Below are 13,603 nucleotides of genomic sequence, written 5' to 3'. Positions count from 1 at the left end.
ATTGTATTAAATCTTTTTCAGATCAATTATATCCGATAAACTTTTACATTTAAACTGCATAAAATTTCGTTGAATAAATGATATTATTTTGTTTCCCGAACAGCTCTTTTGAGTCTCAAACGTAATACTGTAATTATTTTTTAACATTTCTCTACATTGCTCGATACATGTAAGATACGGGAAATAGATAGAATATTTAAGATATCTATCTTTAGTCCCAGATTTTATGTTAATTAGTCTATTTGTAATATATCTGAGATTCTGAAAATGATAGAATATTAAATCGAATTCATTTCCGCTTATCTTTTCAATCAATTTAATCTTTTTTCCTTCGATTTTACAAAGATTATATTGATCAAGATTCCAAGGCGCTACACCACCACCGAGATTTTGCAATTCATGGATCCCCTCAAACTGGCTTGTCCATTTGTCCAGATACTTTTGGTCCCCGAGCAAGTCACCGTTTTTCGTAAAATAGCACCATTCCAAACATCTGTCTTTCCACCAATTTAAAACAAGGTTCCCTTTTTCATCATTTTTAAAAGTATTGAACTCAACACAATACTTGCCATGATCCTGTACCAGTTTTTCGTAATTATGGTCTTTCTTAAATCTATGTTCTGTAATAATGACGCTGTCTTCTTTATCTCGTATCTCAGTTAGTAAAATATCTGGTGATTGGAAAAAAAACAAATCTGCGTCAATATAGGTACACATATCAACGTTATAATGATCTAAAACATACCGGATTACCCAAGGGGTACACGTCCAGCAGTACTCCGCTTTTGTTCTGTTCTGCTTGACCTTTAAGAGGTCTTCCGTTTCGAACTGTTTTAAAGATATGACCTCGGCTTTATCAAGCTTCATATCGACTAATATGTCATAGCATATGTCATCAAAAGCAAAAATAAATAAAGTAAAATCATCTCCTGTATCTAAAAGTGAACGATGGAGTGCCAAACCCTTGTCAAGATAGAATCTGTCAAATAATGTGCAAAGATGATTCACGGTTAGTTTCTCCTTATTGTTTATTTATTGATTTTAAGTAAGTATCCATTAAGAGAACCTATCTTCAATAGTTTTACAATTTTATAGTAGTCACCCCAAAGTGCTTCAAAGCTATCTTTTGTTCTGATATATCCACAAAAAGTATATCCTTTAATTCCTCTAAGTACCCCTTTTATTGTTTCTTTAATGAACCTTTCAAAAGTAAGAAATTCTGTTGCAACAATCAGAATATATCTAGCTTTATCAGTATGCATTCTACGGAAAACATTTAACCACTCGGCATCATGTATTTCGGTATCAATTCTAAAAAAAAGATAAAGCAAATCATCAGAACTTCTATAATTATCAGTTAATATGTTAAACGTTTCTATGGAATCACATAATTTAAAAACACTTTTTAATCTTTCTATTGATTTTGAGTTAAAATCAGTGGCTTTTACAATTAACTCCGGGTTTATTTTCTTTAGATTATATTCCAAGAATCCGCAGCCGCAACCAGCTGAAAAGATCTCTTTAAATCCTATTTCAGAAATCAAGTTTGCTATATCTTCAGTTTCTTCTTTATATAGTCCTATCGCTTTTTCAATAAAAAATTTTTCCTTATTTGGAATTGAAAAAGGAGTATTATTATCGTCACACCTTACAACATCCCATCCTTCCTCGTTGATAAGTACATTCATAGAATTAAGCTGCTTACCAAAATTAAAATAGTGTTTAGAAGTATAAAGCATTTTTATTCTCCTTATTTTTTATTTAAATATTTAGTAGAGTATTAATTATTATATCTTGCTCCTTTTCATTCAAATAAGGATGTATTGGAATAGAAAATGTTGTATTACAGTAATGATTTGAAATTGAGAACTCATCGTCCCGATAACCAAGCGCACTAAAAACTTTCAGCCGGTGCATCGGCGTTGGGTAGTAGATCATATTTGGAATCCCTGCTTCTGTTAGTTTCTTTAAGATTAGATCCCTCTGATCTCTATTCTCTACGCAAAGCGCATATTGTGCATAAATAGATACTGCCTTAGATTCTATATATGGAATAATATATTTCTCTTTTAAATAATTATCATATCTTTTAGCTACAATGTTTCTACGTTTCATTTCATAAGTTTGGAACGCCTTAAGTTTTGGAAGAAGAACAGCTGCTTGCAGAGTATCCAGGCGTCCATTCGTTCCAATTCGAATATTATCATATTTTGTTTCCCCTTTTCCATGAACTCTAATCGACCGACAAATATCAGCTATTTCGTCATCATCTGTAAAAATTGCACCACCGTCTCCATAACAACCCAGTGGCTTTGCAGGAAAGAAAGATGTTGCACTTGCCTGTCCAAAGCTGCAACACATTTTCCCATTATATTGGGCCCCCATTCCTTGAGCCGCATCTTCTATCAGTATTAAATTGTGCTCTTTACACACTTTGTTAAGTTCCTCAAAAGCTGCAGGATTTCCTAAGAAGTCAACCGCTACCACCATCTTTGGCTTTAGAATTCCCTCATTTTCAATTCTATTAATTTGTTCTTTTAAACTTTCGATACTTATATTATATGTTTTCTTATCAATATCACAAAAAATCGGTGTTGCTCCCAAAAGGCAGGCTGGCTCGATACTCGCGATAAATGTGACATCTGGGCAAAAAACCGCATCTCCTTTACCTAGGCCGTAGGCCATATAAATTATCTGAAGAGCATCTGTTCCGCTACCACAAGTAATGCAATGATTCCTTCCTATAAATGTTTTTAATTTGCCTTCCAGCTCATCTATTTCAGGTCCCATAATAAACTGATTACAAAGTAGCACTTTATGAATTTGTGCATCAATCTCATCTTTCAAAGCCTCATACTGTTTTCCCAAATCTATAAATTGCAATAGTGTCACCGACCTTCTCTTAATTTTTATTTTAGCTCCTCTAACCCTACCGTATTTTCTTTATACTTTTTCTCACAATCCGAACAATGAAAGACATCTTCTGTTTTATAAAGCCTTTTCCCGCATTCACATGCCCAGCCAATTTGTTTCCCTGGATTTCCTACTATTATAGCATGATTAGGTACATCCTTTGTAACAACTGCCCCCGAACCAATTAAAGCATTCTTTCCAATGGTAACTCCGCAGACAATCGTCACATGGGCTCCGATTGATGCACCTTCTTTGACCAGAGTTTTTAAATAGTAACATCCTCCTCGTTCTCTTGGATAACGAGCCCGGGGGATTTTAACATTTGTAAAGGTCATTGAAGGTCCACAAAATACAAAGTCTTCCAATACTACACCTTCATATATATTAACATTATTCTGTATTTTACAATAATTTCCTATTGTTGTATTATTGTCTATAAAAACACTTTGTCCAATATTGCATTTTTTTCCTATCCGTACTTTTGAACTGACATGTGAGAAATGCCAAATCCTTGTGTTTTTGCCAATATAAGCCCCTCTGTCTATAACGGCGGTGCTATGTGCAAAATATTCCATATTATATTCCCACTCCATAATATTCATAACCTAGTGATTCCAAGTCATCTTTTCTAAAAATATTTCTAAAATCAAAGATAACTGGTGAGTTTAATAATATTTTCAGTTCCTCAAGATCCATATTTCTAAATTCAAACCATTCTGTAATTATTGCTACTGCATCAGCTTGCCTACATGCTTCAAATGCGCTTGAACACCATTTTATAAATTCCGAAGAGGAAGGGGCTAGCGCATTCTTACATTGAATCATTGCTTGAGGATCATAAACATTTAATTGAAATAATCCAGTACTGGCTAAAGTTCTAATAATTTCTAAAGCAGGCGATTCTCTCACATCATCTGTATCAGGCTTAAAAGCTAATCCAAGTAACGCTATCGTTCCCCCAGTAGGAAATCTTTTAATAATTTTTTGAGACGCTAATTTCTTTTGAAATTCATTTGCTAGTATTACGCTTTCTAAAATTGAAAGTTTAGCCCCATGCTTCTTGGCTATATTTACCAATGCCTTGGTGTCTTTAGGAAAACAAGAGCCTCCATAACCTGGGCCTGGATGTAAAAACTTTGGAGAAATTCTACCATCTTTACCCATTGCAGACGCAACTTCTAAAACATTAGCGCCAACCTTCTCACAAAGATTCGCCATTTCATTTATAAATGTAATTTTAGTTGCAAGGAAGGAATTTGTAGCATATTTTATCATTTCAGCTGTTTCAATTGAAGTTTTTATAATTGGTTTATTAGATCTAGCGAAAACTCTATATATTTTATTTAATTCTATTAATGATTGAGCATTATCAGTTCCTAAAACTATTCTGTCAGGATTAAAAAAATCATTAATTGCTTTACCCTCTCTCAGAAATTCAGGGTTAGAGGCAATATCAAATTTTATTAATGCCTCTCTTTCTTCTATGGTGTTTTTTATGATTCTGCCTATCTCCCTAGCAGTACCTACTGGAACAGTTGATTTATTTACGATTATCTTATACTGATTGATATAGCTTCCTATATCATGTGCAACCTGATATACATAATCTAGATTAACATCTCCTTCATTAGTTTGTGGAGTACCAACACAAATAAATATTATATTTCCATGCTCAATTGCATATTTTTTATCTGTTGTAAAAATTATTCTTTTAGCTTTTAAATTTCTCGATAATAATTCTTCAATTCCAGGTTCATAAATCGGTGCTTGTCCATTGACAAGTTTATCTATCTTTTCTTGATCAGTATCTAGTGAAACGACATCATTTCCAAAGTCAGAAAAGCCCAAACCGGCTACCAATCCAACATAACCTGTTCCTATAACAGTAATTTTCACAATACTCCTCCTGTTAGAAATACAAACGTTGTGATATTAGATTATAATCTAAGTATTTTTTAGCTATGGCAATGGATTGCACTTTCATGCGTTGTATTTTCTCTCTATCATCTTTTATGCACTCTAAAATTTTAATTATTTCTGCAGTCTCTTTTATCAGCCAGCCATTATTAATAACAAATGGTTTATAATCAGGTACATCATTTAAAATTACGGCAGCACCCGCACAAATAGCGTTAGCAGCTAAGGCCGAAACTTTACCCGGTTGGATATATATATCACATGCATTTAAATAATTTGTTATTTCATCAGATGACTTCCAACCGAGATAGGTTATTCTTTGATCAGACTTTATGCAATTATAAAATGTCTCCTTTATATCTTCAGAAACGCTACCTATAACTCCTAATTTTAGTTTATCTGATTTTACTTTTGAAAACTCATTCAAAAGCTGAATAGTTTTTTTATTTTTATCTAACTTACCAGCATGAACTAAAAAAATATCGTCATTTGTAAGGTTTAATTTTCTTCTTATTAATTTGTTATTTTTCTCTTTAATATTATTATCTAATATTATCCCTCCCAGAGGCAAAAATTCCATTCTTTTCTCTGGAACTTTGTATAAATCCTTAAGTACAACTCTACAGTTGACAGAAATATAAAATATTTTATCTATATAAAAAAGACAATCTTTAATTATTTTTCTATAAAAAAATCCATGTAAAAGATATTTCGACAACCAATTTGTTGCAGACGTATAATAATCAGCATGACTATCCGCATATAATTTTATGCTAGGGTTCTTCTGTTTATAATCAGCTACAGTATACAATTCCCATGAAGCCAAACCATGAAATAATATAACGTCAGGCCTTATTAATTCTATAATATTTTTTAATTTAGATGATTTTCTTACTTTTCCAGAAACAAAACTATTTATTATACGATCATATGGCAGTCGTATTAATGTAGCTCCATTTCTCATTTTTGAATATTCTTCTTCACATATAACCATCTTTCCATTAACAAATTTATGACAGTCAGTAATAATAGTTACATTATGTCCATCGATTAGATTCTGTTCTATTAAGAAATTCTCTTGATAAGTCATTCCCTCAGTAAAAGCACTGGCTAAAGCTATGTGTAGAATGTTCAATATCTATCCTTCCCTTTGCTTTGTAAAATCTTCAGAATTTATATCCTTTATTGGAAATGAAACTCTTCTTTCTTCCTTATCCGATAGGTAAGCCGCTAGTATAATTTCCATCGCTTTTTTACCTTCATAGCCATTAATATAAGGTTCTCTTTCATTGTTAATGGCTTCAATCATATCTTGGTATAGAAAAGCATGTCCATTTCCATATATTGATTCCACTTCTTCATTGAACACTTTAATCTTTTCTTCTTCATTATCTCCATTGTCTTGGAATCTCCACGTTAGTATTTTATTTACTGCTAATCCCCCTATTGTTACAATACCCTTTTCGCCTATAATTGTAAGCGTTTCCTCTAAGTTCTTATTATAGGTACATACAGTTCCTTCAACATTACCAATGGCTCCATTATTAAACTTTATTTGAATACTTCCATAATCCTCAGCTTCGATATAGGGATGCATAAAATTAGACACATGACCATGTACCCAATCAACATCTCCACCCAGCATCCACTGTAATAGATCAATATTATGAATACACTGATTCATCAGGCAGCCTCCATCTAGTCTGTATGATCCACGCCATAACGCTTGTGCATAGTAATCCTCTCCTCTATTCCAATAAACGCGTGCATTTCCAGCAAAGATTCGGCCAAACCTACCTTGCTCAATTGCTTCTCTTAATTTCTGTATACAAGGGTTAAATCTATTTTGATGAGATACACAGAGTTTCACATCATTAAACTTAGCAGTTTCTAACATCCTCACTGAATCAAATTTAGATAAGGCCATTGGCTTTTCAACTATAATATGCTTACCTTTATTCATGCAATTAATAGCAATATCAGAATGATACCCACTTTCTGTACATATGGAAATTAAATCACAACTAATTTCATCTAGCATGTGCTTATATTCTGTAAAAATTTCAACAATTTGATTAGTTTCATTGAAATACTCACTAGCTCTGTTTTCTGCTCTGTCTATAAACTTATCACACACTGCAACTAGCTGTAATTTTTCTTTGTTTTGAATTATAGCTTGTATATGTTTATAGGAAATACGCCCACAACCAATTAATGCTATTCTAATCATTTAATTTCTCCTGCTTATATCCTCATATTTGAAGGAATTGTTAATTTTTGTCCTAATATTCTATCATAACTAATTGGTTCTAATTTTCCGGTTCCCCCTTGCGGTGTCCATGTTAATTCACCACATACAATTCGTCCGTTAAAGTTATATAGGTCGACTCGTACAAATATAAAATCTTTAGATACTTTTTTCGCAACATTCAACATTTCTAATAAATTTTGAGGCTTTTCTATAATAACATCCTCTTTAAAAGGTCTGCCATAGGATAGAGGTATAAAGTTCCAATCCGTGTCATAAAAATTTCTAAAATAAAAATCAGATTTTTCACCATTTTGATCAATAGAATCTATATCAACACAGATATATTGAGGATCACCATTGAAGCAAAGAACTCTATAATCATTCGGAATTTTTCCATCTTCGTCCTCTAATAGTTCTTCACATTGGATTAGAGGCTTACCGTCAAACAAGTACCCTTCATCTAAGAATCTCCCTGATCGCTTTGACTGGTCTAGCCATTTATTCAAAGTAGTTCGCGCCTTATCCATATCCAGTTTCTTCTTGTCTTTGCAAATAATATTAAATCCATTAGCCTGAGTTACTTTTAGAATAAATCTGTCTGGTAGTTTTTCTATATCGATTTCATTTGCATTATTAAAAACTGCATATTCTTGCGTTAGGTATTTTTCAGCTAATGGCCCAAGCACTTGTTTATAGAAATCCCTTACATTATGCTTGTCGTAACATTTTTGAAGTAATTCTTTGTTACACTTTTTATTATAGTATTTCAACCACCAGATTTTCTCTGAATACAGTTTTGGGTCATTGAATTTAAACCAATGTCTATAACAAACAAAATACCTTAAACTTCTAAATATTCTTTCGGGAAGTAAAATATATATTATTTTTTCAAATGCTATCTTAATATTTAAAATATCAATATCAATTTTTCTCATTCCATTCTCCAATGACTATAAACTTAATAATTAGGGGCTGCTGAATAATCCGCATTATACGCTTATCAGCGCCCAGTTTTTTATCATACTGTATGGAAAAACTCTGTTTTTCCATGGGTTGATATTTGAGTATAAAAAGACACGAAGTCTTTTTTCCGGTTCATTACAAGGAACACCAGATAGATGCTGGTTTCGCTTGTATCCTGTCGCTTTGCATATATTCGGTTCAATCCATAAGTTCGTTTACCTTCACCAAACTTGCTCTCTACAGCGTTTCTTTCGCCTGCTTCAGATTTTTCCTGCAGACACTGTTCTCTGTAGATCGCCTTGATTTTGGGAGGTCTTCCGGACCATTCATATTGATTTGATTCCTACTGCAGTAGCTTAGGTTGTCTCTTGTGCGGTAAATCTTGTCTGCAAGAATTCTTGCCGGATAGCATCCTTTGTCTTCCCGATATCGCACAACGCTTTCAATCAGGGTTGTACTTTCATTATACGCATTCCAGTCCAGCTTCTCGATCTGCGCATATCCATCAACCATGCTGATTGAAACCTTGGCTCCAAACTCCACCGCTGCATTTGTCTTTCCACGGACAATCGGCCTTACCCAAGGCTGGCTGAGGCTCACAATCCGGTTTTCAATCTGATGTTTTCGATCCCGATACATTTCTTCCTGCTGTCGGTACAAGGTTTTGATCGTCGAAAACAGCGATTCTTCTTTTTCCGAGAGGTGCAGGCCTTCTTCCAGCAACCGTCCAACAGTTTTAATGTTCCGACTCACATAACCAAGCTGCTGCTTGATTGCCTTGCGGATTTTTTTGATTGTCGGCCGTTTGCTTCGGGCAAAGCGGAGATAATTTCTTCTGGCCCTCTTTTTGTATGTTCTCGGTTTCTTGCCTTGACCTGATTGCTGGTGAAGACTTTTAACCATATTCTCAAGCTTTTCTCTTGCCTCATTGAGCAATGATACATCCGTTGGAAATTTAATATCTGCCGGTGCACAGGTCGCATCGAGTATGAGTGTACCTTTGTTCTCAATGGCTGTATTTTCCTCGTCATTGCATCTGCTTTTCTGTCCGGGTCCACGTTGATTATCATCGTCTTTGCTTTTCTTACCATCATTGATGATGTATGAATTGACTTCCGCAAGCATTTCTTTTGTGAGCCTTTTTCGGAACCACGTCATGGTGCTCGCATCGAAAGGAGCTTTGTCCGTGAATTCCGGCAATCCGATAAACCATTGTAAATATGGGCTTTCCTTGATATGCTCAACGGTTTCTTCATCCGAAATTGCAAACTTTTCCTTGATAATATGGGATCCGAGTGCCATTCGGGCGGCTTTGGCTAAATTTCCAACTTTCTTGTTCTGGAATTGTTCGTTATATTTTTAGTCCAGCAGATCCCAGGGAATCAACGCTGCCATCTTAACCCAGCGATTCTCAGGATTCAATTTTGCGCCGATAAAGTTTGTTGAATCATCAAACAATGTTGTTTGACCTGCGTTGTTCTTATACATGACTTTTCTCCCATCTTCGGTGACTGAAGTGCAAGCTTTTTCGATTTTTCATCTGTTTTCCTTGCACTTATTATATCAGAAAATGGCGATAAACTCAATGTTTTCAACGTGTATCGGATTATTCAGCAGCCCCTAATTAATAGAGCAAACAATAACCTACCTTCACAATAAAATCTGAATTATTGTTTGAAGATAATTTGCTTGATATTTGTTATTTCTTTTATATTAAGTATTTTCAATAAAATCAAATATATAATTATAGCTAGAATAATTGTCAAACCTAGTTTAAGTATTATTATTTTATCAACAAATAGTGAATTAATAAATAGATACACTATATATGATATAATTATTGACAATGTAGCTGCAACAGTTATTTTAAAAATTTTAATTTTGGATTGAATAATATTTATACTTGTATGCTTTTTTATACCTAAATATAATAGCACGGAATTACTTATTGTTGCTATACTTGTAGCAAGTGCTAGGCCATTATGCCCCATACTTTTTATAAAAATTAAACTTAGTATTATATTAATGAAAACACAAACAGCACTAAATAGCATTGGCGATTTCATATCTTGTTTTGAATAATATATTCTTATCAATAATTCATTTATAGCCATGAAAAGTAGGCCTATGGAATAGTACATATATGCTGTTTCAGTTAGATATGTTGCATTTGAATTAAATGCTCCTCGTTCAAATACAATTTGAACAATTTCCTTACTATATAAAATTGCCCCCATTGAAAAAGGAAGGGCAATCATGTATATAACAGTAAAACTCCTTTGAATAATACTATTTAATTTTTGATTATCGTTTAATGAATATGCTTGTGTTATTTTAGGATAAACAATTGTTGTTAGAATTGACACAGACAAAGCTAAAACCATGGTATTGAGAAGTGTAGCATAATTTAGAGCTGCAACACTACCTTCTTTTAACCCTGAAGCTAAAGACTTATCGACAAACATATTTATTTGGGTGAAACTGCTCCCAATGAAAACGGGTATGGTTAATGGTAATATTACTTTAAGAGTTTCTTTGATATTAAATTTAAAATAATATTTATACTCTTTTCTATTAGCAAGTAACCATATTAAAATAGCTCTTATAATATATCCGATTAATAAACCAAAAATTAAAAAATAATATGTTGTATAAGCACTTATTATAATAACACCTATTATAATAATGTTTTGCGCGTATCCAATGATAATTTGTTGTAAAAATACATTTTTATATTGTAAATAACTATCTAAAATGCTTGCAACAGAAGAAAATACTACATAAGAGAAAGTCACCTTTATATAAAAACTTGTTAATTGTGCAACTTCTCCTTGAAACCCTCTTGCAAAAATGCCAACAATAGCATTTGAGAAAAAGATACCTAAAACAGATGAAAAAATTGACGTAATCAATAATATATTTAAAATTTGGCTTGTAAATAGATTAGCAGAATTGTTACCTTCTTTCTCAATTTTTTTAGAATACAGCGGCATATATGCTATTGCAATTGAACCAAAAATTCCTGCAAATATAATGCTGGGAATTGTTTGTGCCATTACATATGCATCTGTTATATAATTTGCGCCAAAAAGACCTGCCATTACCATTTCTCTTAAAAAACCTAAAAGTTTTGATCCTAAGGTTAAAATAGACATCAAAACTGCAGTCTGAGCAATAGTTTTCATTTATCCTCCTAATGGGTATAGTGCCCCTTTGTCTCTATTTATTATACTTTATTTTTTATTATCAGTAAATGCTTAGATGAGGAAATTGCATAATTACAAATCCGGTTAATTTAAAAAACAAAACATATTAATATAGAACTATGAAATTTGAATTTGAATTCAATTTCAGACTGTAAATATGGTATTTCCCAATGATTTGATGTATCACAAACAGACCGCATTGCGGTGTAATCTGTTTTGATTGAAAATTAGTTTACTGCAATGGTTCCGGCAACCAGAGCAATACAGTTTAAAAGCGCATACTCTTTTGCCTTGAGAATTCCTTTCGATCGGATGTTATCAAGATTGAGATAATCCTTCATCCGGAAAAACATACGCTCAACGGAAGTCCTCGAATTGTAAAGCTTTTGCCAGTTTTTAGAACCTCTGTATGGATAGCCGTAATGTCTGGGATTTTGTTTCCAGTTGATTTTCGTGGTTAATCCATAGTTTGAATTGGAGCACCAGTTGCTACCGAACGGGCAATCGCAGTGGCCTGTAACGTGAGGGCATCTGAATTTCAGATAATCTCCGTCTACGCCATAATAGGTCATTGGATAGCCTGCCGAGCAAATTGGCTGAAAACCTGAAGGACAATCTTCCTGAACAAGGAGGAAAGCTCGTCAGACAAAGAAAGTCCGCTCATGAATCTGCTGAAGGTGGATTCGGATGGAACACTTCCAAGAATATCAAAACCACAGTTGTAACGGAGGACTGGATTCTCGTTCAGCTTTTGAACCAAATCCTTCATTGTGGGAATCCTTTCAACCTGCATCGCGATGAGTGCATAGATCAGATTCATAACACAATAGCCTTTAGGTCCTCTGGCATAGCTGGATTTTCCAAGCTTCTTTGATAACTTGGAAAGGTCCAACTTGGAAAAAATCAATTCAAGTCTGGTTTCCTTCTGAAATTTTAAAATTTCTTCAAAGGAAAACAGCGTTTCTTGTCGAATATACATAGTGAGAGATTTTACTCCTTTCGGATGGTTTGATTAAGTCACTTACTATATTCGACATAAAGGGGTAAAATCCTTTTTGTTAGCACGAAATTTTATTCAGTTTTTCAATGATTGAGGAATTATGCAATTTCCTCAGATAATAAGCTCTGTTGAAATTTGATATATTATTTATTATTTATAGGTACTGGTGCTAGTATATAAGTGTAGCCACGAGAAGTTTAACAGGTTAAAATTTAAAAAGGAATGGTGCGTGTCAAACAGTTTCAAAAAACGGTGTCCGATATTCGGACGAATTCAAACAGCAAATTGTAGACCTTTATCGCTCAGGCAAGTCAGTATCCTACTTGAGTCGCGAGTATGTCGTATCAGATATGACTATTTACAAATGGATTAAACAACTTTCTACGGAGCAGAATTAACGGGATCAGCCTGCAAATCTGTCTTCGAACAGGGGAGATTTTGGTATTTGGATTGGTGAAAATGATAGCAGCAAATTCTGGCTTTGAGTCCTGAATGAATTAAAAGTCGAGGCGTATGTATATCTATTCTGTGTAGATGGACTTAACGGATTTAGAGAAGCCATAGGTGCGGTATATCCAAAAGCCGAAATCAAAGGTGCATCATTCACCAGAATTTATCGAGGGACTTCACCGGTCAGTTCAAGAAGGTTACAAAGACCAAATCCGTGTTTTCAAATGACGATGCCAAGCTGCTTTAGAAACAATTTGATGATTTTCTCTGATTTTGTAATGAATTGCATTCATGCAGACAAATGAGTAAATGCGCTCCAATGAAGAAATCAGGGATATTTCCCTGAAGATCGGACAAAACGCCGCCAGAAGAAAGCGAAACCTCTTCTTGAGGAATATTTTGCATGGGCAGAAAAAAATGAGCAGATTGTGCTGCCTAAGAGCAAACTTGGAGAAGCCATCAGCTACAGCCTAAAGCAGAGAAAATATCTTGAAAGCTACCTTCTTGACGGGCGGCTGGAAATCAGCAACAATCGGGCGGAACGATCCATCAAACCCTTTGTTATCGGTCGGAAAAACTGGCTTTTCTCTAACACTCTAAAGGGAGCTGATGCTAGCGCAGTAATTTATAGCTTAATTGAAACGGCCAAGGAGAATGATCTGAATCCGTTCCCATATCTGTAATACATTTTTGAGCAGCTTCCAAACATAAACATTCATAGCCCTGAAATTCTCGAGAAATATCTGCCCTGGTCAAAGGAATTGCCGCAGATATGCAGGAACTTGCAGCAATAGTTGATCATTGACTACTGCCAACTAACGGCAGTGTAGACTAACTATTAAAAGTCAAGTCTCAAAATGAAAAATTTTGAATGAATTGTGGAAACGCATTTCGAATTAAACA

Annotated in this window: 11 protein-coding genes and 4 pseudogenes; 3 read left to right on the top strand and 12 right to left on the bottom strand. The window is 34.0% G+C overall.

Annotation, left to right across the window (positions count from 1 at the left end; translation table 11 throughout):
- Nucleotides 1–6: 6 nt before the first annotated feature.
- The 12 genes and pseudogenes from KCX82_RS16870 to KCX82_RS16815 form a co-directional block, all read right to left on the bottom strand.
- Nucleotides 7–1,008: a hypothetical protein gene (locus KCX82_RS16870; RefSeq protein WP_227019666.1), complete on the bottom strand. Its 1,002-nt coding sequence runs from the start codon at nt 1,006–1,008 to the stop codon at nt 7–9.
- Between the two features lie 20 nt (nt 1,009–1,028).
- On the bottom strand, nt 1,029–1,688 hold the full coding sequence (locus KCX82_RS16865) for a hypothetical protein (protein ID WP_227019665.1): 660 nt from the start codon (nt 1,686–1,688) through the stop codon (nt 1,029–1,031).
- 73 nt (nt 1,689–1,761) lie between these two features.
- Nucleotides 1,762–2,892: a DegT/DnrJ/EryC1/StrS family aminotransferase gene (locus KCX82_RS16860; protein WP_227019664.1), complete on the bottom strand. Its 1,131-nt coding sequence runs from the start codon at nt 2,890–2,892 to the stop codon at nt 1,762–1,764.
- A gap of 17 nt (nt 2,893–2,909) precedes the next feature.
- Nucleotides 2,910–3,515 carry an acyltransferase gene (locus KCX82_RS16855; RefSeq protein ID WP_227019663.1) on the bottom strand — a complete coding sequence of 202 codons (606 nt, stop codon included), beginning with the start codon at nt 3,513–3,515 and terminating at the stop codon, nt 2,910–2,912.
- Nucleotides 3,490–4,809 carry a UDP-glucose dehydrogenase family protein gene (locus KCX82_RS16850; protein WP_319633363.1) on the bottom strand — a complete coding sequence of 440 codons (1,320 nt, stop codon included), beginning with the start codon at nt 4,807–4,809 and terminating at the stop codon, nt 3,490–3,492. Before KCX82_RS16850 ends, KCX82_RS16855 begins: the two co-directional genes overlap by 26 nt.
- Nucleotides 4,810–4,822: 13 nt before the next feature.
- Nucleotides 4,823–5,965 carry a glycosyltransferase gene (locus KCX82_RS16845; protein ID WP_227019662.1) on the bottom strand — a complete coding sequence of 381 codons (1,143 nt, stop codon included), beginning with the start codon at nt 5,963–5,965 and terminating at the stop codon, nt 4,823–4,825.
- A gap of 3 nt (nt 5,966–5,968) precedes the next feature.
- Nucleotides 5,969–7,060 carry a Gfo/Idh/MocA family protein gene (locus tag KCX82_RS16840; protein WP_227019661.1) on the bottom strand — a complete coding sequence of 364 codons (1,092 nt, stop codon included), beginning with the start codon at nt 7,058–7,060 and terminating at the stop codon, nt 5,969–5,971.
- Nucleotides 7,061–7,074: 14 nt separating this feature from the next.
- On the bottom strand, nt 7,075–8,016 hold the full coding sequence (locus tag KCX82_RS16835; protein ID WP_227019660.1) for an ATP-grasp fold amidoligase family protein: 942 nt from the start codon (nt 8,014–8,016) through the stop codon (nt 7,075–7,077).
- 54 nt (nt 8,017–8,070) lie between these two features.
- A pseudogene (locus KCX82_RS16830) lies at nt 8,071–9,532 on the bottom strand (IS5 family transposase).
- 179 nt (nt 9,533–9,711) lie between these two features.
- Complete coding sequence (gene murJ, locus KCX82_RS16825; RefSeq protein WP_227019659.1) at nt 9,712–11,229, bottom strand: murein biosynthesis integral membrane protein MurJ; 1,518 nt, start codon at nt 11,227–11,229, stop codon at nt 9,712–9,714.
- A 248-nt stretch (nt 11,230–11,477) separates the two neighbouring features.
- Complete coding sequence (locus KCX82_RS16820) at nt 11,478–11,822, bottom strand: transposase (RefSeq protein WP_264373312.1); 345 nt, start codon at nt 11,820–11,822, stop codon at nt 11,478–11,480.
- A complete protein-coding gene (locus KCX82_RS16815) occupies nt 11,819–12,229 on the bottom strand; it encodes a transposase (protein ID WP_227019658.1) in 411 nt (136 codons plus the stop codon). The genes KCX82_RS16820 and KCX82_RS16815 overlap by 4 nt, the downstream gene beginning before the upstream one ends.
- Nucleotides 12,230–12,519: 290 nt before the next feature.
- Here KCX82_RS16815 and KCX82_RS23275 point away from each other — a divergent pair.
- From KCX82_RS23275 to KCX82_RS16800, 3 pseudogenes are all read left to right on the top strand, one after another.
- Nucleotides 12,520–12,648: pseudogene (locus KCX82_RS23275) on the top strand (transposase); the annotation flags it as partial.
- 42 nt (nt 12,649–12,690) lie between these two features.
- Nucleotides 12,691–12,860, top strand: a pseudogene (locus KCX82_RS16805) (transposase); the annotation flags it as partial.
- Between the two features lie 193 nt (nt 12,861–13,053).
- Nucleotides 13,054–13,383 (top strand): annotated as a pseudogene (locus tag KCX82_RS16800) (IS66 family transposase); the annotation flags it as partial.
- Nucleotides 13,384–13,603: the final 220 nt, after the last annotated feature.

This window comes from Sinanaerobacter chloroacetimidivorans, from assembly GCF_018128545.1.
GTDB classification, from domain to species: Bacteria; Bacillota; Clostridia; order Peptostreptococcales; family Anaerovoracaceae; genus Sinanaerobacter; species Sinanaerobacter chloroacetimidivorans.
This window is presented reverse-complemented; position numbering and strand designations above follow the sequence as displayed.

Excerpts from the sequence above, each read along its gene's own strand:
- KCX82_RS16835 (WP_227019660.1), bottom strand. The coding sequence starts at position 8,016 with ATGAGAAAAATTGATATTGATATTTTAAATATTAAGATAGCATTTGAA.
- KCX82_RS16840 (WP_227019661.1), bottom strand. The coding sequence starts at position 7,060 with ATGATTAGAATAGCATTAATTGGTTGTGGGCGTATTTCCTATAAACAT.
- murJ (WP_227019659.1), bottom strand. The coding sequence starts at position 11,229 with ATGAAAACTATTGCTCAGACTGCAGTTTTGATGTCTATTTTAACCTTA.
- KCX82_RS16815 (WP_227019658.1), bottom strand. The coding sequence starts at position 12,229 with ATGTATATTCGACAAGAAACGCTGTTTTCCTTTGAAGAAATTTTAAAA.
- KCX82_RS16855 (WP_227019663.1), bottom strand. The coding sequence starts at position 3,515 with ATGAATATTATGGAGTGGGAATATAATATGGAATATTTTGCACATAGC.
- KCX82_RS16865 (WP_227019665.1), bottom strand. The coding sequence starts at position 1,688 with ATGAATGTACTTATCAACGAGGAAGGATGGGATGTTGTAAGGTGTGAC.
- KCX82_RS16820 (WP_264373312.1), bottom strand. The coding sequence starts at position 11,822 with ATGACCTATTATGGCGTAGACGGAGATTATCTGAAATTCAGATGCCCT.